The sequence below is a fragment of the Pseudomonas sp. LBUM1661 genome (genome assembly GCF_059695925.1).
On sequence record NZ_CP166794.1, the window covers coordinates 4,633,096 to 4,650,269 of the forward strand.

Below are 17,174 nucleotides of genomic sequence, written 5' to 3' on the forward strand. Positions count from 1 at the left end.
AGCCTCTAAGCTGCGCCGGCGTCAAGGAAGACGCCCCCCTTTCACCCCGCAATTTCCCCCGGTTTTTCCCTTCCCAGCGTGTAAAGTAGCAGCCATAAAATCATAATCAGGAATCGACTATGACCGTGGCTAAATCCTCTTTCGACATCAGTGCCAACTTCGACAGTGGCAACATTGAAGTGCTGGACATCAGCAATCCTTTACAAGCCCTGCTGGCCATCAAGCCAGACACGCGCAGCCCGCACTTTCAGTGGTTCCACTTCAAGGCTAGCGGTCTGCATGTCGGTCAGGAGCACTGGTTTCGTCTGAACAATGCCAGCAAATCTTCGTACAACAAGGCGTGGGATGGTTATCAGGCGGTAGCGTCCTACGACCACGTCAACTGGTTCCGGGTGCCGACCATCTTCGAAGGCGACTGCCTGCGTTTCAGCCTCGAAGCCACGGCGACCCACGCCTGGTTCGCCTACTTCGAACCCTACAGCCGTGGCCGTCACGACTGGCTGATCGAACAGGCGCTGACCAAGGCCGGCACCGAACTGCTGGCCACCGGCAAGAGCGTTGAAGGGCGTGACGTTCAGCTGCTGCGCAAAGGCACTGGCGCGGAAGGCCAGCGCAAGGTCTGGATGATTGCCCAGCAACACCCCGGCGAACACATGGCCGAGTGGTTCATGGAAGGCGTGATCGAACGCCTGGAAAATCACGATGATCCAGTCATGAACAAGCTGCTGGCCAGTGCCGACCTGTACCTGGTGCCGAACATGAACCCGGACGGCGCCTTCCACGGTCACCTGCGCACCAACGCCATGGGCCAGGACCTGAACCGCGCGTGGCAGAGCGCCAGCCCGGAAGTCAGCCCGGAAGTGTTTTTCGTACAGCAGCAAATGGAAAAGTACGGCGTTGACCTGTTCCTCGACATCCACGGCGATGAAGAAATCCCCTACGTCTTCACCGCCGGTTGCGAAGGCAACCCGGGCTATACGCCGCGGATCGAGAAGCTCGAAACCCACTTTCGCGATCACCTGAAACACCTGACCAAGGATTTCCAGACCAAGCACGGCTACACCCGCGATGAGCCGGGCAAAGCCAACATGACGCTGGCTTGCAACAGCGTTGGGCAGAAATTCGACTGCTTGTCGCTGACCCTGGAGATGCCGTTCAAGGACAATAATGATGCGCCGAATGCGTTGACTGGGTGGTCGGGGAAGCGGTCGAAGCAGTTGGGGAAGGATGTGTTGACGACTGTTGCCAAGATGGCTGGAGTGCTGCGCTAATTGTAAGGGGGACATGACTTCTCATGAAGTCATGCCACCTAATAAATTATCGAGAAGCACCATTACTCAAGTTAGACTCCTTCCCTATCGCATTAACTGCTTTAACATAATAGATTGTTCTACCACTGGTACCTGACACGGTATGGGTCAAGTTCGTGGTCTCCGCTATTTTCACTACCTCCGTACCAGAGAGTACCGTACGGTACATGTCATACCGAACAGCATCACTCGAAGGACTCCAGCCGAATGTAACTTTTGTTAATGTCGATCCATTTTTTTTGAAGTTCGTAGGCGTTGCCACTGAATAATAGGAAGACAGCCGTTCAGCATTTTCACGCCAGACTCGGGCCATATCGGCGGTGGCTACATCGCCTATAGGTAAGCCGTAAGCATCGCGAACTGCGGGAGTTGAGTAATAAGGACTTGTATTCCAGCACTGTGCAGTAAAGGTTTTCCCGTTCTCATAGCCATAACCATACGGAACCAAGCCTCCACCCCACTCTGAACAATGCAGTCCTCCTGCGTTATGTCCCACTTCGTGACGGATTACTTCCACAGAGTTATGGCCAATAGCAAACCTGCCCGGCATCCAGCCATAACCTCCGGCATTGTCGTCGGGATGACCTCCAAAAACACCAATGACCAAATCAGGTCCAAACTCCCGAATGCCGGTAGAAAATAATTCCGGCACTTTATCTAAAGTATCCCCGATGATTGGATAATTCTGCTCAATAACTTGCACCCCTACCAGCTTTATCGAAACATTACTAACTTGAGAATTGCGCAGTGCCAGATTTATACCTTCCACCAATGCCAACGCATTAGCGGTCGCATCACCACCGCCCACTACGACTGCGGAACGAGAAAAGCCAACCAGCATGTCAATAACATACGGGGCTGTTGTTATCGATGATTTCGACTCTACAGGTTTAGTTTTTTCGACACGTGTATCCGGCAAAGAGTAATCCTCAGCAGGATTAGGTGTAAAGCGGCTCTCCCCTGTGCGGCTGACTACCAGCCAACCATTTTTACCGGGCTCTTCAACGGCCGCGAGCAAGCTGCCATCCGTCGACCTGACCGTTACCAATGACCCCACGGACTTATCCGGCATCCGCAAGTTACCGCTTTCAACGGTATAACCATCAATCACCTTTGAACTCGACCGCTCAAACACTCCCGGCGCAATTACGTCTGCGTACAACTCCTGCGTTGTCTTGCTCGCGACATTCTCTACAACCCAACTTTTCGGCCCAGCAGAATCAGGCGGCGTTGGATGCACACATGCACCCAGCAACACAGCCAACGACACAGTCAACAGCGCGGATACAGCTCGCACACCTGCAATCTCGAACATGGTTCGTCTCCCGAAATGACACGATCAGTGCTGTTCGACTGGCCTCCTCCGAAGCCACTGCAGTCTGTGAGCATTGAACGTGGTTTTTCCGGGATGCGTAACTGTCAGAGTTGACAGGTATGCGAGCCCTTTACATCTACAAGGGGCCTTTGACGTTTCACTCAGCCACAACCCGCACACAGTCCTCCGGGCCCAACAAACGCCCATCCTCGGCGCGTAATTCCAACGGTCGCACTGGCTGACCGTGAGCACGGTCAACCACCCGTGAATGCGCCTCCCCTGCTTCGTAGAAAAATGCCTCGCCCCACTGCCGCAATCCGATGATCAACGGGAACAGACCTTTGCCCTTTTCGGTCAGCACGTATTCCTGATAAGCGCTGCCATCCGAGGCCGGCACCAGATCGAAAATACCGTGGGCCACCAGCGTGCGCAGGCGCGCCGAGAGAATGTTTTTCGCCATGCCCAAGCTGCGTTGGAACTCGCCAAAACGGCGAATGCCGTCAAACGCATCGCGCACGATCAGCAATGACCACCAATCGCCAATGGCATCCAGTGAACGGGCAACCGGGCATTCGGCGTCTTGCATGCTTGTACGTTTGGCCATGAATACGCCCTCGAAAACAAATGTGGTTGCAATATAAAACCGGACTCCTTACCGTACAACTGGTTTTATTTAGAAACCACATTAGGAGCTCGAAATGAAGCCCAATCATCCAATTCTCAGCACTGGCGTGGTGCTGCTGTTTGCTGTCGCCTGTGGACTGGCCGTCGGCAACGTGTATTACGCACAGCCCTTGCTCGATGCGATGGCCGACGCATTCGCCATGGACCCGGCAACCATCGGCATTGTCGTCACGCTCACTCAGGTCGGTTATGGCGTCGGATTATTGCTGCTGGTGCCGCTCGGCGATCTGCTGAACCGTCGACGTCTGATCGTCACGCAAACCCTGCTGTCAGCGTTGGCCTTGTTGATGATCGCGTTCGCCTCGAACAGCACTTGGCTGCTGATCGGGATGACGTTGACCGGGTTGCTGGCGGTGGTGACTCAGGTGCTGGTGGCCTACGCCGCGACGTTGGCAATCCCGGCGCAACGAGGGCGCGTGGTCGGTGTGATCACCAGTGGCATCGTCGTCGGCATTTTGCTGGCCCGGACGGTGTCCGGCGGCATGGCTGACCTGGCCGGTTGGCGCTCGATTTATCTTTTGTCGGCGGGTTTGACGCTGGTGATGGCGCTGCTGTTGTTCCGTGTGCTGCCCAAGCATGAAGTCGCCAAAACCCGCAGCAGTTACAGCGCATTGATCGGCTCGGTGTTCACCTTGTTCAAGGAAGAATCGGTATTGCGGCAGCGAGCCATCCTGGCGCTGCTGACCTTCGCCAGCGCCATGGTGTTGTGGACGCCCATGGTGTTGCCGCTGAGTGCACCGCCGTTGTCGTTGTCCCACACACAGATCGGATTATTCGGACTGGCAGGCGCCGCCGGAGCATTGGCGGCCGCGCGCGCCGGGCATCTGGCCGATCGCGGCTGGGGTCAATGGACCAGCGGTTTGTCACTGTTGTTGATGCTGGTTTCCTGGTTGCCTATCGCGCTCACCCAGTCCTCACTGTGGGCCTTGCTGCTGGGGGTGATCACGCTGGATCTGGGGTTGCAGGCCGTGCACGTCACCAGCCAAAGCATGATCTATGGCGTGCGCCCCGAAGCCCAAAGTCGACTCACCGCCGGCTACATGCTGTTCTATTCGCTTGGCAGCGCCCTGGGCTCGATCGGTTCAACGGCGATGTATGCCTGGGCCGGGTGGATCGGCGTATGCCTGCTGGGAGCGAGCATCAACGCGGTGGCATTGCTCTATTGGTGGCGCACGCTGGCCACCAAAGTCCAACCGTTGGAAGCAGCATCACACTGACCATGTAGCAGCTGGCGAAGCCTGCGTTCGACTGCGCAGCAGTCGTAAAACCATACACCGCGGTGTGTCAGGAAAAACCTGGGTGCAGGATTTACGACTGCTTCGCAGCCGGACGCAGCCTCGCAGGCTCGACAGCTGCTACACGTTTTCGCGAGGGATCAGTTGCGATCCTTCCCCCGCAACATGCTATCCAGCACCTCATCACGCCGCACCCAACCATGAAACAACGCCGCCGCCAGATGCAGCAGCACCGTCAGAAACAGCAGGTACGCCAAATACCCATGGGCCTTGCGCAAAAATGCAAACACCTGCGCATTCGCCGGTACGATCGAGGGCAATTGCAGCGAGCTGCTGAGCATTACCGGATCGCCGGCCGCCGAAATCATCGCCCAGCCCAGCAGCGGCAAAATCAACATCAGCGCATACAGCAAGACATGCGACGCCTTGGCCGCCAGCGCTTGCCAGCCCGGCAAGTCCGCCGGTAGCGGTGGTTGTTGAGTGGAAAACCGCACGCCCAGGCGCACGATCACCAGCAACAGAATGGCGATGCCCAAGGGCTTGTGCAGATGGATCAGCCACTCATGGCGTTCAGACACCGAGGCAGCCATGCCCGCGCCGATAAACAGCATGGCAATGATCATCAGCGCCATCAGCCAGTGCAGCAGCCGCGCCAGTGGTGCGAAATGAGTCGGTTGAGTGCTCATTGTTTAGCCTCCTGTTTAGCGGCGGGCAACTGACTGACTTCGCTGGTGCGGCGCAAGTAGGATTTGGCATAACCGGCTGAACGAGCCGCGAGCAACGGGTCGTCGGAACCTTCGATCCCGGCCGGCAAGACCAGTGGGTCGTAGTTGATGTCACGGCACTCGCCATTGAGTTGCGGCTGGGTGCTTTCGAGCACCAGGGTGCCGGCATTCAGGACCTTGCGTCCGTCGGGCCAGGCCTTGCTCGCATCGTTGACCGGATCGCCGGGGTTGGCCAGGGTGATGTTCAACTGCCAACGCAGCGGTCCGGCGGACATGCGCTGCACCAGGTCTTTCTCCAGGAAGTCGCCGCCTTCAGGCGCCGTTGCGCCGGCCGCATCCTGCGCCACCGGCACCATGCTCCAGCGCACCGCCTGCCGCTGCCCGGACGCGTTCACCAGGTAAAACGCATTGACGCTGTTGTAGGTTTCCGTCACGTAACTGGCCGACGGTTTGGCTGTTTTGATCCAGGCCAGAAACGGCGCGGCTTCCGGATGCGAACCAAAGAACGCGGGCACGGCGGCCGGATTCGGTTTGCCGGTGGCCGGGTCTGGCGATTGGGCTTGCTGCAATTGATAGAACGCTTCGGGCGTGCCCACCGGGAACACCGGCATGCTGTTCATCCCGGTGCGCCACTGTTGGCCGTTAGCCTGGGTGAAACGCAGCGCCAGGCTGCGGATCGGCACGCTGTTGTCCGGCGCGTAAGGATTGCCGGCCGGCAGAGCGAAACGTCCTACCACCGGCGTCCGCGCATCGTTGAATACCTGTGCAGTGGAATAGCTGCGCGCCTCGCCGCTGCTCTCGAAATGCCCGATCACGCACACGCCTTTGGAGTGGTTACGCCGGAACCCCGGGTGCACACCGTTGTTGGTTTCCAGCACATTGATCAGCTTTTTCGGCGTCAGACGCTGTGGGTCAAAGGTGCCGTTGACGTAGGCAAAAGCCCCGGCCACAACGGCGACGACCACGGCAATGCCGGCCAAACGCACTATCAAGCTTGCGGTACTCAGCGGCGGCCGGGTGGGCGGTGATGAACGATCTACCATGAATGACTCCAGGGCCATCGGCCACAAGTGAGAAGAATCAAGCAGACGAACCCCACGAGGGTTTATTCCCTCGTGCGGTGTTTATTTTTTCAGGCGTGGAATAACCTCAAGTGCCGGGCGTCTTCCTAGTCCCAGCGTAGTGACTAGAAAAAAGTTCATGAACGATATCGACGAACAGCTGAGAGAAATCATTCCCAGATTGCGCCGGTTTGCCGTATCGCTGACGCGCAATCCCAGCAGCGCCGACGATTTGGTGCAGGCCAGCCTCGAGCGGGCGCTGTCGAGTTGGGGTGACAAACGCCCCGAGGGCGATTTGCGCGCCTGGTTGTTTTCGATTCTTTATCGACAGTTTCTCGATGCCCACCGGCGTTCTCGACGTTATGCGCGGATGCTCGAATTCTTTACCGGACGTGACGATGCGCAGCCGTCGGCGGAGCGCACCGTGATTGCTCAATCGACCTTGCAGGCCTTCGATCAGCTCCCTACCGAACAGCGCGCCCTGTTGCTCTGGGTGTCGGTGGAAGGCTTGAGCTACAAGGAGGTCGCCGAGATTCTCGACGTCCCCACCGGCACCGTGATGTCCCGCTTGTCCCGCGCCCGTCAGGCCTTGCGCCAACTCAGCGACGGCGAAATCACCCGCCCTTCCCTGCGGAGACTCAAATGATCAGCATGCCCCCGAGTGAGCGTGACCTGCACGCCTACGTCGACCATCAACTCAGCGATGCCGACCGACGTCTGGTGGAAACTTTTCTGGCAAGCAATGCGCAAGTGGCCGCGCAGGTTCGCGCCTGGCAGCAAGACGCCCAGCAACTGCGCGCGGCACTCGGTGGTGCGTTGCAGCAACCGGCCAATCCGGACCTCGACCCGGCGCTGATTCGCCACCGCCTGAAACGCCAATCGCGCCGTCACTTGGCCAGCGCCGCCATGCTGCTGATCGCGATCAGTGTCGGCGGGGTCAGTGGCTGGCAAGCGCGGGAGATGACCCTCCTCAGTGCCGCGCTGCCGATGGCCGACGCGATGCAGGCGTACCGTCTGTTTGCCCAGCAAGGGATGTTGCCGGCCGATTACAAGGTCAGCGACGACGGCGATATGCAGGGCTGGCTGGACCGCTATTTCACTCAGGCCAATCGCTTGCCGGACCTTTCTGGCGCGGGCTTCAAACCGGTCCGCGGGCGCCTGCTCAGCACCGAGCAAGGGCCGGCGGCGATGGTGGTTTACGAAGATCGAAGCGGGCACAAGGTCAGCTTCTACGTGCGCCCGCCGGGGCCGAAAAACTTCCTGTTGCCGAGGGGCAGTCGCAGCGATGGCGAGTTGCAAGCCGAGTACTGGTCGGGGAGCGGCTACAACTACGCGATGGTCAGCCCGAGCGATACGCCAGCGGCGCAGATGCTCAAGCAAACCGTGCGGTTTTGATCACAGCGCAATCCTGTGGGAGCGGGCTTGCCCGCGATAGCAAACTGTCAGCCACCCTCAATGTTGGATTTGCCGCCGTCATCGCGGGCAAGCCCGCTCCCACAGGGATTTGTGCAGGTTTCCAAGTCGTGTTCAACCCTGCCCAAACACCTGCGAAGGCCTGCGCAACAGCGGATCAAACGGATTGATCCGCGGTCCGATCAGCGCCGCTTCGCGCTTGAGCATTTCCACCACCGTCGGCAAGCGATCCGGCCCCAGCCGATCACTCACGGTCGCCACACTCAACGCCGCCACGGCACGCCCTTCACGGTCCAGAATCGGCACGGCCACACCGGCCATGCCCTGCAGCACGCCGGTGTTGCGTCCGGCATAGCCAAGCTTGCGCACGTTCTCGACTTCCGAGCGCAGGAACACCTCGTCGTACAGGTGGAAATCCTTCAACCGCGGCAAGTTGTAGTGAATCACCGTGTCGCGCTCCTCCTCCGGCAGAAACGCCAGAATCGCCAGGCTGCCCTGCCCCACGCCCAGCGCCACGCGCCCACCGATATCCCCGGTAAACGTGCGAATCGGAAACGGCCCTTCACTGCGGTCCAGGCAGATCGCATCGAAACCACTGCGCGCCAGCAAAAACAATGAATCCCCCAACGACGCCGACAACCGCAGCAACGCCGGCCGCACCAGTTCGCGCAAGTTGCCGCTGTTGCCGGCGCGGGCAGCCAGGGCAAAAAACTCCAGGCTCAGGCGATAGCGTTTGCTGCGCGCGTCCTGCTCGACCATCCCCTCGTCCATCAGGCTGCGCAGCAGGCGGTGGGTGGTCGGTTGCGACAACCCGATGCGCTGGGCCAGTTGCGTCACGCGCTCCCCGCCCTCGACGGTGTCACCCAGGCTGCGCAGCACGGCAAACAGTCTTGAGACCGCGCCGACACCGACTTCATTTTTGTTTTCATTCCGCTCAATGGAATCTGACATGGGTTTTCTCGACGATTAATTTGCTCACTGAATGAAACTGAAAATAGTCATCGCTTCAGTGAAATAGGCCATTGAGCCCATCCTAGTCTTCGTCCTACTCTGCGTCCATCAGGGGCGATTCGAACAACAGCGGCAGCCGACCCACGTCGAGCGCCAACGCACCCCGCAACATCTTTTCGTATCTGCCCATACAAAAAAGCGCGCCCCCAGGCCGCGCATAACAATCTCAGGTGGAGCGCAGTTATGGCTTTTGTGCAACTTGAAGGACTTGGCAAACGTTATGGCGAGATCGACGCCGTCGTCGCCACCAACCTCTCGGTCGAAAAAGGCGAGTTCGTCTCGCTGCTCGGCCCCTCCGGATGCGGTAAAACCACCACCCTGCAAATGATCGCCGGCTTCGTCGAAGTCAGCAGCGGACGCATCGTGCTGGACGGCCGCGACATCACCCACGCCAAACCCGCCAGTCGCGGTTTGGGGGTGGTGTTCCAGAGTTACGCGCTGTTCCCGCACATGACCGTCAAGGACAACGTCGCCTTCGGCCTGCGCATGCGCAAAGTGCCCAACGGCGAGTTGCAGCAACGGGTCGACCGGGTGCTGAAACTGGTGCGGCTCGACCAGCATGCCGAGCGTTATCCACGGGAATTGTCCGGCGGCCAGCGCCAACGTGTTGCGCTGGCCCGGGCGCTCGTGATCGAACCACCGGTGCTGCTGCTCGATGAACCGCTGTCGAACCTCGACGCCAACCTGCGCGAAGAGATGCAGTTCGAAATCCGCCGCATCCAGCGCGAAGTCGGGATCACCACGCTGATGGTCACCCACGACCAGTCCGAAGCGCTGTCCATCAGTGACCGCGTGGTGGTGATGCAGGCCGGGCGCATCACGCAGATCGACGCGCCCTATACCCTTTACGAACACCCGCGCACCGAATTCATTTCCGGGTTCGTCGGCAAGGCCAATCTGTTGCCCGGCGAGCGTGACAACGCGGGGGTAGTCCAGGTCCGCAGCGGTGGTGAACTGACCCTCAGCCTGCGCCCGGAAAAAATCGATCTGCGGGAAAAAGGCCAGGGCCGTCTGCAAGGCCACATCGTCAGCCGCTTCTTTCTCGGCAGCCAATGGTTGTATGGCGTCTCGACGACCTTGGGCGAACTCAGCGTGGTGCGCCGCAACGACGGCTCGGCGCCGATGAGCGAAGGCACGGCCGTTGGCCTGGATTGGGACGCGGCGCTGTTGCGGGTGCTGAGTGTCGACGAGGTGCCGGCATGAGTACGCTCGTTTCCATTCGCCAGGGTCGCCAGGGTTATTGGCTGTCGGCACCGGCGCTGGCCTTGTACCTCGGCTTGCTGGTGATTCCGCTGGGCCTGACGCTGCTGCTGTCATTCAACGTCTTCGACTACAGCTCGGGAATCAACGGCGACGCCTACACCCTTGATCACTACAGCAGCCTGTTGGGAGATCCGTACTTCTACGAGATCTTTCTGCGCACGATGTGGATCAGCGCCCTGACCACCCTGCTCTGCGTGGTGATCGGTGTGCCCGAGGCCTACATCCTCAGCCGCATGGGCGCGCCGTGGCGCTCGATTTTCCTGATTCTGATCCTCACGCCGCTGCTGATTTCGGTGGTGGTACGCGCCTTCGGCTGGAGCCTGTTGCTCGGCGCCGACGGCCTGGTCAACCAGACCTTGCAAGCGTTGGGCGGCTCGCCAATGAAGCTGCTCTACACGCCGTTCGCGGTGGTGATTGCGCTGGTTCACGTGATGCTGCCGTTCATGATCATTCCGGTCTGGACCTCGTTGCAGAAACTCGACCCCGCCGCCGAACAGGCTGCGTTGTCGCTGGGCGCCAGCCACTTCACGGTGATGCGCCAAGTGATACTGCCGCAGATCATGCCCGGCGTGCTCTCCGGCACCTTGATCGTGTTCGGCCTCGCCGCCAGCTCCTTCGCGATCCCCGGCTTGCTCGGCGGACGCCGACTGAAAATGGTCGCCACGCTGATCTACGACCAGTACCTGTCGGAGCTCAACTGGCCGATGGGCGCCGCGATTGCCGTGGCCCTGCTGTTGCTCAACCTGCTGATCATGCTGTCGTGGAACCGGATGATCGAAGGCCGCTACAAGAAGTCATTGGGATAACTCGTCATGTCCAAGAACGGTCCTTTCGCCCTGCTGTTCCATGCCCTGGTGGTGCTGTTCATGCTGGCGCCGCTGGTGGTGGTGTGCCTGGTGGCCTTCACTCCGGAAAACACCCTGAGCCTGCCGACCACGGAGTTTTCCCTGCGCTGGTTTCGCGCGGTGTTCGAGCGTGCCGACTTTGTCGATGCGTTCTACAACAGCCTGATCCTGGCGTTCTGCGCCGCTACGTTGGCGACGCTGATTGCGGTGCCGGCGGCGTTGGCCATTACGCGTTTCGAATTCCCTGGCCGGGATTTTTTCAATGGCCTGTTTCTGTCGCCGATCATCATTCCGCACTTGGTGCTGGGAGTGGCGTTGCTGCGTTTGTTTGCGCTGATGGGTGTGAACGGCAGCTTCGGCTGGCTGATCTTTGCCCATGTGCTGGTGATCACGCCGTACGTGTTGCGGCTGGTGCTGGCGTCGGCGATCGGCCTCGATCGCAGCGCCGAGCATGCGGCGCAATCGTTAGGCGCCGGGCGTTTTACGCTGTTCCGCCAGATCACCTTGCCGATGATTCTGCCGGGGGTCGCTGGGGGTTGGTTGCTGGCGTTTATCAACAGCTTTGACGAGGTCACGCTGTCGATCTTCGTCACCTCGCCGGCCACGCAGACACTGCCCGTGCGGATGTACGTGTACGCCACCGAATCCATCGATCCGATGATGGCGGCGGTGTCGGCCCTGGTGATCGGCCTGACGGCGTTGACGATGATTTTGCTTGATCGGGTGTATGGCCTGGATCGGGTTCTGGTGGGTAAACAATGAGGGCGCCATGGCTCTGCTGAAACGACTGGCCGAAGGCGACCGCCCGGCCCTGGACTTTACCCTCGACGGCCAACCGGCCAGCGGCCTGCTCGGCGACACCGTGTTGACGGCGGTGCTGACCTGCAGCGAACACCTGCGCGGCAGCGACTTCAGCGCCGAACCCCGCGCCGGGTTTTGCCTGATGGGGGCGTGTCAGGATTGCTGGGTACGCCTGGGCGATGGCCGCCGCGTGCGGGCCTGTTCGACATTGCTCGAACCCGGGCAGCAGATCAATCGCGAACCGGGGCGTTGCCTATGAACACTCAACACACCTGCCCACCCAGGATTCAATATGGGAGCGGGCTTGCTCGCGAAAGCGGTCTGCCGGCCAACATCTCTGTTGAATGGACCACCGTCTTCGCGAGCAAGCCCGCTCCCACAGGGGTTCAGCGCCGGGCCCAAAAACTGTGGGCAACCTCAATCCAATGTGGGAGCGAGCCTGCTCGCGATGGGGCCCGCCAGTACACACAGCCGAGGTGGGTATGAACGCCGTTGTCATCGTCGGCGCCGGTCCCGCCGGGATCCGTGCCGCGCAAACCCTGGTTGCCCATGGTGTGCGGCCTGTTTTGCTGGATGAAGCGGCGCGCGGTGGCGGGCAGATTTATCGGCGTCAGCCGGCCAATTTCAAGCGTTCACCGGGCAAGCTGTACGGCTTCGAAGCCAACAAGGCCAACGCGTTGCATCAAACAATCGACGAGTTGCGCGAGCACCTCGATTACCGCCCCGAGACCCTGGTGTGGAGCGCCGAAGACGGCGCGCTCGATACCTTGCATGACGGCCGCGCCGCACGCTTGGCGTTCTCCCGGCTGATTGTTGCGACAGGCGCCACCGACCGGATTCTCCCAGTACCCGGCTGGACGCTGCCGGGGGTCTACAGCCTCGGCGCGGCGCAGATCGCCCTGAAGTTCCAGGGTTGCGCCATCGGTGAGCGGGTGGTGTTCGCCGGCAGCGGACCGTTGCTGTATTTGGTGGCGTATCAGTACGCCAAGGCCGGCGCGAAGGTGGTTGCGGTGCTCGACAGTTCACCGTTCAGCGCTCAGGCCCGCGCCCTCCCCGGCCTGCTGTCACAACCGGCCACACTGGCCAAAGGCATCTACTACCGCGCCTGGCTGACCGCCCATGGCATCCCGGTGCATCAAGGCGCCCGCCTGACCCAAATCAACGGCCAACAACGCGTGCAATCACTGAACTGGCGCAACGCAACAGGCTCACAACACATCGACTGCGACGCTGTCGCTTTCGCCCATGGCTTGCGCAGCGAAACCCAGCTCGCCGACTTGCTCGGCTGCGCATTCACCTGGAACCCGCTCAACCGCGCCTGGCTGCCGCAACGTGACAGCGCCGGTCGCAGCAGTGTGGCCGAGGTTTATCTGGCCGGCGATGGCGCCGGCATCATGGGCGCCGACGCCGCCGAAATGGCCGGCGAACGGGCGGCCCTGGCGTTGCTCGAAGACATCGGCTACCTGATTCCGTCAGATCGCCCCGCGCACTTGGAACACTCCCTGAAGCGCATTGGCGATTTTCGTCAGGGCCTGGAACGGGCCTTCGCCTTTCCCGAAGACTGGGCCACTCACGTCGCGGACGACCTAATGATCTGCCGCTGCGAGGAAGTGGCGGCCGGCGACATCCGTCAGGTGGTGCGTGAAGGCCATTGGGAAATCAACCGGGTCAAAGCCCACTGCCGCGTTGGAATGGGCCGCTGCCAGGGCCGGATGTGCGGCGCCGCCGCAGCGGAAATCATTGCCTGCGAAAGCCAGCGCGCCGTGTCCGACATCGGTCGACTGCGGGCTCAGGCGCCGATCAAACCCCTGCCGTTTGGTCTGGAGGTGGACGCATGATCGAAGTCGATGCAGTGATCATTGGCGGCGGCATCGTCGGCGCCTCCGCCGCCCTGTTCCTGAGCAAAGCCGGGCGCCGTGTTGCGTTGCTGGAGCGGGACTTTTGCGGCTCGCATTCCAGCGGCGTGAACTACGGCGGCGTGCGTCGTCAGGGCCGACCGCTGTCGCAATTGCCCTTGTCACAACGGGCGCATGACATCTGGAGTCGACTGCCGCAACTGATCGGCATCAACGGCGAATATCAACGCAGCGGTCACTTGAAATTGGCCCGTAGCCTCAACGATCTGCACGCCTTGCAGGACTATGCCGCCAGCAGTCAGGGCTTCGGCCTCGATCTGCAGGTGCTCGACCGCAACGAACTGCGCGCCCGTTTTCCGTGGGTCGGTGAGGTGGCGGTCGGCGCCTCGTTCTGCCCGGACGACGGTCACGCCAACCCGCGCCTGGTATCCCCGGCGTTTGCCCAGGCCGCACGTCGGCATGGCGCGCAACTGCATGAACAGTGCGCGGTGAGTGCGGTGGAACACGACGGCCAGCGCTTTCGTGTCAGCACTCAGAGTGGTCTCGAACTGCAAGCGCCCTGGCTGCTGAATTGTGCCGGCGCCTGGGCCGGAAACCTCGCTGCGCAATTCGGCGAAGCGGTGCCGATGCACGCCGGGCACCCAGCGATGCTGGTCACCGAACCGTTGCCGTTGGTGATGAACGCCAGCACCGGCGTCGAGGGCGGCGGTATCTATGCCCGTCAGGTCGCGCGCGGCAATTGCGTGTTGGGCGGCGGCCAGGGTTTCGCCCTCGACGACGCTCGCGCCCGTCCCGGTCAGCACGCAGTGATCGAGATCCTGCGTCAGGCCGTCGAACTCTACCCGTTCCTTGAAGGCGCCCAGGCCATTCGCACCTGGAGCGGCACCGAAGGCTACCTGCCCGATCGCCAACCGGTGATCGGCCACAGCAGCACGCAACCCGGTCTGTTGCATGCGTTCGGCTTTGCCGGCGCCGGTTTCCAGATCGGCCCGGCGGTGGGCCAGGCGCTCACCGAAATAATCTGCAGCGGCACCTCAACCACGCCGCTGGATGCGTTTTCCATCACCCGGTTTCACTCCATCTCCGTTGCTTGATAGAGGAAGGTCGCGCCAATGAATAACGTCAAACGCACTGCACTGCTGGGTTTCTCCTGCCTGAGCGCCCTGTTCACCGTCAGCCAGGCCCACGCTGAACCGACGCTTTACCTGGGCATGAACGGCGGCACCATGGAACGGCTTTACGCCGACAAGGTGCTGCCGGTGTTCGAAAAGGCCAACAACGTCAAAGTGGTGATCGTGCCCGGCACCTCGGCCGATATTCTGGCCAAGGTCCAGGCCAGCAAAGGCAACCCGCAGATGCACGTGATGTTCCTCGACGACGGCATCATGTACCGCGCCATCGCCATGGGCCTGTGCGACAAACTCGAAGACAGCGCACCGCTGGCGCAGATTCCGGCCAAGGGACGCATCAAGGAACAAGCCGTGGCAGTCAGCCTCGGCGTCACCGGCCTGGCGTACAACACGCGGCTGTTCAAGGAAAAAGGCTGGAGCGCGCCGACCTCGTGGATGGACATGGCCGACCCGCGCTTCAAGGACAAACTGGTGTTCCAGTCGATGGCCTCGTCGACCTTCGGCCTGCACGGCTTCCTGATGTTCAACCGGATTCAGGGCGGCAGCGAAACCGACGTCGAGCCAGGCTTCAAGGCGTGGCCAAATACGGTCGGGCGTAACGTGCTGGAGTACATTCCGAGCTCGGCGAAGATTTCCGAAATGCTCCAGACCGACGAAGCGGCGCTGTTCCCGCTGACGCCAACCCAGGTCACCGCCCTGAAACTCAAGGGCATGCCGGTGGAGTACGCGCAACCGAAGGAAGGCGCCGTGGTGCTCAACGTCGCCGAATGCGCCATCGCCAACAACACCCAGCCAGAACTGGCGCAGAAACTCGCCGCGTTCCTGCTGACGCCAGAAGCACAAGCCGCCGCGCTTGAAGATGGCGACCAGATCCCGTCCAACCCGAACACCCCGACCACTGACAAGACTCGCGGTCAGGTCGAGGCGATGAAGCAATACCTGACCACCGCGATTGCGATCGATTGGGATCAGGTCAACGAACAGCGCCCGGCATGGAATGCGCGGTGGAATCGCAGCATCGAGCGCTAGGCAACTGATGCAAGACGATTGAGGCAACGAAGCAAACTCTGTGGTAGCGGGCTTGCCCGCGAAGGCGGTTCGTCAGTCGACATTGATGTTGCCTGACCCTGCGCAATCGCGGGCAAGCCCGCTCCCACAGGTTTGGTGCTGTCCTGGCGGGCCTCAGAACAAGCCCGCTCGCCATAACGCCACTGGAATGAAAATTCCCCGTTTGGTTACACTACGCCGCCGCAGTCCGGTAAGCCGGGCTGAAGATCACGGGGGTGACATCACAGTGGCCGTTCGACTGCCCAACCGTTCGCGACTCACCGCACGCTGGCCGACGCTACGCCGCTTGTTCGGCAAGGCATCGGTTGCGCCAGCCAGTGCCTGCGGTCGAGTCATCCACGACTACTTCCACCACAAGGCCCACGCCCAGGGTTACACCCTCAGCCACAGCCAACAGCGCGTGATCGATTGCATGGCGCAACACGCCACGGCGCTGCTCGGTACCTCGGCAAAAACACTGCCCGGCCTTTACCTGCACGGCGCTGTCGGGCGCGGCAAGAGTTGGCTGCTGGACGGTTTTTTCCAGGCCCTGCCGATCGTGGAAAAACAGCGTCTGCACTTCCATCAGTTCTTCGCCCAATTGCACCAGGGCATGTTCAGCCATCGCGATCAGCCCGATGCGCTCGCGGCCACCCTCGATGAGCTGCTGCGCGATTGCCGGGTGCTGTGCTTCGACGAGTTTCACGTCCACGACATCGGCGATGCGATGCTCATCACGCGGCTGTTCAAGGCGCTGTTTCGCCGGGGCATTCTGCTGCTGGTCACCTCCAATTACCCACCGGAAGGCCTGCTGCCCAACCCGCTGTACCACGCGCGCTTCAAACCGGTGATCGACCTGATCAACGCGCGCATGCAGGTCCTTGAGGTCGGCGGCCCTCACGATTACCGCAGTCAGGTCAGAACCCACGCCCAGCAGGTGTTCACCCAGGGCCAGTACATCTGGCCGGCCACGGCGGCACAACGTCAGACGCTGAACCTGCCCGAACACAACGCGCCAGCCATCGCGCTACCCGTCGGAGCCCGGCACCTGCAAGCCCGATATTGTGTCGAGCGCACCATCGGGTTCACCTTCGGCGACGTGTGCGATCAACCCACTGCCGTCATGGACTACCTGGAGCTGTGCCGGCGTTTCGATCACTGGATAATCGATGAACTGCCCAACCTTGCCGATTGTTCCATCGCCGCCCAGCAGCGCTTTATCAATCTGGTCGATGTCTTGTACGACCAGGACAAGCATTTGGTTCTGCTCGGGCAGCGGTCACTGCGCGAAAGCCTGGGGGGCGATGCCATTGATCTGGCGCGCACGCGGAGTCGGTTGGGGCAGTTGGTGGAAGTGAAGGGAGCGGTCTGATCAATATTCTTCGGTGTGGCGGCTTGCTCGCGAAGGCGGCCTGACAGGCAACACACCTTTCCCGCTATCATGTCACCCATTCCCAGGCCCCGCGCCCTCCCCGATC

17 protein-coding genes are annotated in these 17,174 nt (G+C 61.0%); 12 read left to right on the forward strand and 5 right to left on the reverse strand.

Annotated elements, in window-relative coordinates; genetic code table 11:
* Positions 1 to 119 precede the first annotated feature (119 nt).
* Positions 120 to 1,271, forward strand: a complete 1,152-nt coding sequence (locus tag ACA057_RS21245) for a M14 family metallopeptidase (protein WP_497342052.1) — start codon at positions 120 to 122, stop codon at positions 1,269 to 1,271.
* A gap of 46 nt (positions 1,272 to 1,317) precedes the next feature.
* On the opposite strand, the gene ACA057_RS21250 is transcribed toward ACA057_RS21245, so the two are convergent.
* Positions 1,318 to 2,625, reverse strand: a complete 1,308-nt coding sequence (locus tag ACA057_RS21250) for a hypothetical protein (protein WP_497342054.1) — start codon at positions 2,623 to 2,625, stop codon at positions 1,318 to 1,320.
* A gap of 157 nt (positions 2,626 to 2,782) precedes the next feature.
* Complete coding sequence (locus tag ACA057_RS21255; protein ID WP_497342056.1) at positions 2,783 to 3,229, reverse strand: winged helix-turn-helix transcriptional regulator; 447 nt, start codon at positions 3,227 to 3,229, stop codon at positions 2,783 to 2,785.
* Positions 3,230 to 3,323: 94 nt separating this feature from the next.
* Between ACA057_RS21255 and ACA057_RS21260 the strand changes: the two genes are divergently transcribed.
* Entirely contained in the window at positions 3,324 to 4,526 is a 1,203-nt protein-coding gene (locus ACA057_RS21260; RefSeq protein WP_497342058.1) for an MFS transporter, read from the forward strand.
* A gap of 158 nt (positions 4,527 to 4,684) precedes the next feature.
* Here ACA057_RS21260 and ACA057_RS21265 read toward each other — a convergent pair whose 3' ends face one another.
* Both ACA057_RS21265 and ACA057_RS21270 read right to left on the reverse strand, forming a co-directional pair.
* Entirely contained in the window at positions 4,685 to 5,230 is a 546-nt protein-coding gene (locus ACA057_RS21265; protein WP_497342060.1) for a cytochrome b, read from the reverse strand.
* Positions 5,227 to 6,312, reverse strand: a complete 1,086-nt coding sequence (locus ACA057_RS21270) for a catalase family peroxidase (RefSeq protein ID WP_497342062.1) — start codon at positions 6,310 to 6,312, stop codon at positions 5,227 to 5,229. Before ACA057_RS21270 ends, ACA057_RS21265 begins: the two co-directional genes overlap by 4 nt.
* A 157-nt stretch (positions 6,313 to 6,469) precedes the next feature.
* Between ACA057_RS21270 and ACA057_RS21275 the strand changes: the two genes are divergently transcribed.
* Both ACA057_RS21275 and ACA057_RS21280 read left to right on the forward strand, forming a co-directional pair.
* A complete protein-coding gene (locus tag ACA057_RS21275) occupies positions 6,470 to 6,976 on the forward strand; it encodes an RNA polymerase sigma factor (RefSeq protein ID WP_401364642.1) in 507 nt (168 codons plus the stop codon).
* Positions 6,973 to 7,725 carry an anti-sigma factor family protein gene (locus ACA057_RS21280; RefSeq protein WP_497342064.1) on the forward strand — a complete coding sequence of 251 codons (753 nt, stop codon included), beginning with the start codon at positions 6,973 to 6,975 and terminating at the stop codon, positions 7,723 to 7,725. The genes ACA057_RS21275 and ACA057_RS21280 overlap by 4 nt, the downstream gene beginning before the upstream one ends.
* Positions 7,726 to 7,857: 132 nt before the next feature.
* On the opposite strand, the gene ACA057_RS21285 is transcribed toward ACA057_RS21280, so the two are convergent.
* Complete coding sequence (locus ACA057_RS21285) at positions 7,858 to 8,694, reverse strand: IclR family transcriptional regulator (RefSeq protein ID WP_059406558.1); 837 nt, start codon at positions 8,692 to 8,694, stop codon at positions 7,858 to 7,860.
* A 243-nt stretch (positions 8,695 to 8,937) separates the two neighbouring features.
* Here ACA057_RS21285 and ACA057_RS21290 point away from each other — a divergent pair, with 243 nt between their 5' ends.
* The 8 genes from ACA057_RS21290 to zapE all read left to right on the forward strand — a co-directional run bounded on the left by ACA057_RS21290 (position 8,938) and on the right by zapE (position 17,068).
* Positions 8,938 to 9,957, forward strand: a complete 1,020-nt coding sequence (locus tag ACA057_RS21290) for an ABC transporter ATP-binding protein (RefSeq protein WP_497342066.1) — start codon at positions 8,938 to 8,940, stop codon at positions 9,955 to 9,957.
* Positions 9,954 to 10,823 (forward strand): ABC transporter permease, encoded by an 870-nt coding sequence (locus ACA057_RS21295; RefSeq protein WP_497342067.1) that lies wholly within the window; start codon positions 9,954 to 9,956, stop codon positions 10,821 to 10,823. Before ACA057_RS21290 ends, ACA057_RS21295 begins: the two co-directional genes overlap by 4 nt.
* 6 nt (positions 10,824 to 10,829) lie before the next feature.
* Positions 10,830 to 11,624, forward strand: a complete 795-nt coding sequence (locus ACA057_RS21300) for an ABC transporter permease (protein WP_497342069.1) — start codon at positions 10,830 to 10,832, stop codon at positions 11,622 to 11,624.
* A 7-nt stretch (positions 11,625 to 11,631) separates the two neighbouring features.
* The gene (locus tag ACA057_RS21305; protein WP_497342071.1) at positions 11,632 to 11,922 is read left to right on the forward strand and encodes a (2Fe-2S)-binding protein; all 291 of its coding nucleotides are present in this window, start codon (positions 11,632 to 11,634) and stop codon (positions 11,920 to 11,922) included.
* A 223-nt stretch (positions 11,923 to 12,145) separates the two neighbouring features.
* Entirely contained in the window at positions 12,146 to 13,501 is a 1,356-nt protein-coding gene (locus ACA057_RS21310) for an FAD/NAD(P)-dependent oxidoreductase (RefSeq protein WP_497342073.1), read from the forward strand.
* Positions 13,498 to 14,613 carry an NAD(P)/FAD-dependent oxidoreductase gene (locus ACA057_RS21315; protein WP_497342075.1) on the forward strand — a complete coding sequence of 372 codons (1,116 nt, stop codon included), beginning with the start codon at positions 13,498 to 13,500 and terminating at the stop codon, positions 14,611 to 14,613. The genes ACA057_RS21310 and ACA057_RS21315 overlap by 4 nt, the downstream gene beginning before the upstream one ends.
* A gap of 18 nt (positions 14,614 to 14,631) precedes the next feature.
* Entirely contained in the window at positions 14,632 to 15,678 is a 1,047-nt protein-coding gene (locus tag ACA057_RS21320; protein WP_497342077.1) for an ABC transporter substrate-binding protein, read from the forward strand.
* A 265-nt stretch (positions 15,679 to 15,943) separates the two neighbouring features.
* Positions 15,944 to 17,068 (forward strand): cell division protein ZapE, encoded by a 1,125-nt coding sequence (zapE, locus tag ACA057_RS21325; RefSeq protein ID WP_497342079.1) that lies wholly within the window; start codon positions 15,944 to 15,946, stop codon positions 17,066 to 17,068.
* Positions 17,069 to 17,174 lie beyond the last annotated feature (106 nt).

Bases quoted from the DNA above. Each gene is read 5' to 3' on its own strand.
- ACA057_RS21285 (WP_059406558.1), bottom strand. From the start codon at position 8,694: ATGTCAGATTCCATTGAGCGGAATGAAAACAAAAATGAAGTCGGTGTC.
- ACA057_RS21280 (WP_497342064.1), top strand. From the start codon at position 6,973: ATGATCAGCATGCCCCCGAGTGAGCGTGACCTGCACGCCTACGTCGAC.
- ACA057_RS21300 (WP_497342069.1), top strand. From the start codon at position 10,830: ATGTCCAAGAACGGTCCTTTCGCCCTGCTGTTCCATGCCCTGGTGGTG.
- ACA057_RS21305 (WP_497342071.1), top strand. From the start codon at position 11,632: ATGGCTCTGCTGAAACGACTGGCCGAAGGCGACCGCCCGGCCCTGGAC.
- ACA057_RS21310 (WP_497342073.1), top strand. From the start codon at position 12,146: ATGAACGCCGTTGTCATCGTCGGCGCCGGTCCCGCCGGGATCCGTGCC.
- ACA057_RS21320 (WP_497342077.1), top strand. From the start codon at position 14,632: ATGAATAACGTCAAACGCACTGCACTGCTGGGTTTCTCCTGCCTGAGC.
- ACA057_RS21290 (WP_497342066.1), top strand. From the start codon at position 8,938: ATGGCTTTTGTGCAACTTGAAGGACTTGGCAAACGTTATGGCGAGATC.
- ACA057_RS21250 (WP_497342054.1), bottom strand. From the start codon at position 2,625: ATGTTCGAGATTGCAGGTGTGCGAGCTGTATCCGCGCTGTTGACTGTG.
- ACA057_RS21295 (WP_497342067.1), top strand. From the start codon at position 9,954: ATGAGTACGCTCGTTTCCATTCGCCAGGGTCGCCAGGGTTATTGGCTG.
- ACA057_RS21255 (WP_497342056.1), bottom strand. From the start codon at position 3,229: ATGGCCAAACGTACAAGCATGCAAGACGCCGAATGCCCGGTTGCCCGT.
- ACA057_RS21265 (WP_497342060.1), bottom strand. From the start codon at position 5,230: ATGAGCACTCAACCGACTCATTTCGCACCACTGGCGCGGCTGCTGCAC.
- ACA057_RS21275 (WP_401364642.1), top strand. From the start codon at position 6,470: ATGAACGATATCGACGAACAGCTGAGAGAAATCATTCCCAGATTGCGC.
- ACA057_RS21315 (WP_497342075.1), top strand. From the start codon at position 13,498: ATGATCGAAGTCGATGCAGTGATCATTGGCGGCGGCATCGTCGGCGCC.
- ACA057_RS21260 (WP_497342058.1), top strand. From the start codon at position 3,324: ATGAAGCCCAATCATCCAATTCTCAGCACTGGCGTGGTGCTGCTGTTT.
- ACA057_RS21245 (WP_497342052.1), top strand. From the start codon at position 120: ATGACCGTGGCTAAATCCTCTTTCGACATCAGTGCCAACTTCGACAGT.
- ACA057_RS21270 (WP_497342062.1), bottom strand. From the start codon at position 6,312: ATGGTAGATCGTTCATCACCGCCCACCCGGCCGCCGCTGAGTACCGCA.